Here is a 1,970-nt window from a genome sequence, read left to right as displayed (position 1 = left end):
GAATAGGGGTATGTCTACTAGCAAAGGACGGGTGGAGTCTGAAAGAAGTATTACTTGTGAGGGTGGAAGTAAGACAAATTTCAATAACGAAATACCTAGAAGTGGAGCAGAGTGGAATGAATATTTAAAGGGAAAATATGGTGCAGACAATGTTCGTTGGAATATCAATTCTGTTGATGACATTTTCAGTGACCCGACTAGACTAAAGGGGTATACTGTAGATGAGTTGCAAACTATACTAGGGAACGACTGGACTAGAGGTGTATACGGAAGTAATGGTGGTGGATGGAAATTAATGAACGGTGATATTTCTATTTTTTATCATCCAGGCGGAGGTAAGCATGGAGGTTCATATTATGGAATATCATCTGGAGCTACTGGAAAAATTAAAGTAGTAAATCCAGAGACTTATATTCCACTGAAGGGTGATAAAGCAACTGTAATTTATGATTAGGGGTGACAAAATGATTTCGTTAGAAAAAAGATATGAGAATTTTAAAAGTACAATTGAGGAATGTGGAAGTTATCTGCTTCTAGAAGATGATGATACAATTAAACATAATCTATTTGAAGAATTTTCAATAGATATAATTAGTTTCTTGCACGAAGATACACTAAATCTTTTTTTAGATGAAGGTATGATTGATAATGATATATTAGAGAAAAGTATAGAGTTAAGGAATGCTTATTTGGAACTAGAACGTATTCCTGATATGCTTAATGTTGAAACTGTAAAAACATCTGAAAAGTGGAAAAATATATTAAGAAAATCAGATGAAATAAGTGAGTTGCTTTATTGGTAAAAATATTATTTAGAAAGTTATTTCAAACTAAAAACGGAGACAACCTAAAGATATGTTAGGGTGTCTCCGTTTTTTCTTGTCGTTTCAAATTTACCAGCTCTAGAAGAAATACAAAACAACATTGCATCGTCATACGGAAGGCAACTGTAGATATGAAACATAATCCATTCAGATAAATGAACAAGAATTTCAGATGAAATGTAACAGATTGAACAAATGCATTGTTTTATGAGTAGAATTAGTTAAAAAAGGAGTCCTAAAAACGGTAAAGCAGATATAAAAATGGTCAAAAGGCGGTAATTTTTATGTGGATATTCCTTCTGGTGATGCAAATATATTATAAATAATAGGATAAATATTCACGATATGTAATTGCATATTAAATTTATTGAGCCAGCAGAGAAACGTAAAAATCTACTGGCTTTTTCTATGCCCTCAATTCTCCACAATTACTTTTGAAAAATCTCTTATTTTTTTAAAAAATCCCATATCAAGTTACTTTCTTTTGAACATCTGGTGACAGTGTGTCCGTTCAAAATCCTGCATATAAGGAAAGTGCCGATGTTAGAGCCTGGGGGAATTAACCACTCAGAGTCCAACAGAATTGACCAATTTAAGCTCATTAGAAATAGCCAATGCACCAACTTATCTAATTGCTTATTGTCCCTTATTCAACAGGATCATTGATTTCTATCGAATAAGTTTTTAAGTTTCGTCCACGATAACTTTCTCCCTTCATGAGATAAACGGTAGAAAACTTAGTAGTTCCAGCAGTTCTAGGGGTATTCCTGTGCCAGTCTTAGCTGGTGCTTTTGCTGGTTCTGCCCTTACGAATGCACACGTTGTCCTACGTTTGTCTTTACGTCTTTTGGTGCTAACTACTTCCACTGTGGCATGAAAAGGCAAAACAGGGCGAATTACGGCTTGTGGTTTTAGTTCCTATTCGTACTGTATTTGGAACTAGGTTGCTACTGCTGGGTTCTGCACAGGCAATGGCTTGATTATGGAACTTTAGAGGCTGGAATTTAGGAACTATAAAGAATTTACAGGTGTTGCTGGTACGTGTGTTGCATTTGTTCCAGCAACATCTATACTTGACAAGTACAGGGGGGATGAAAATAATGGGGAATAGAGGCGTGCTTTTATATGTAGACTTGGGCAAGCTTG

At 35.1% G+C, this 1,970-nt stretch carries 2 protein-coding genes; both read left to right on the top strand.

Translation table 11 applies throughout. From position 1 onward, the window contains the following. A partial coding sequence (locus tag ABUA31_RS14325) for a hypothetical protein (RefSeq protein ID WP_349820004.1) occupies window positions 1-454 on the top strand: 454 nt, incomplete at its 5' end. A gap of 10 nt (window positions 455-464) precedes the next feature. After that, window positions 465-803, top strand: coding sequence for a hypothetical protein (locus ABUA31_RS14320; RefSeq protein ID WP_147344001.1), 339 nt, complete (start codon window positions 465-467; stop codon window positions 801-803). Window positions 804-1,970: the final 1,167 nt, after the last annotated feature.

The organism is Coprococcus sp. RTP31081st1_H1_RTP31081_211007, assembly GCF_040227275.1.
GTDB lineage: Bacteria > Bacillota > Clostridia > Lachnospirales > Lachnospiraceae > Coprococcus > Coprococcus aceti.
Note: the sequence above shows the minus strand (reverse complement) of the source record. Positions and strands in the feature narration are given on the sequence as shown.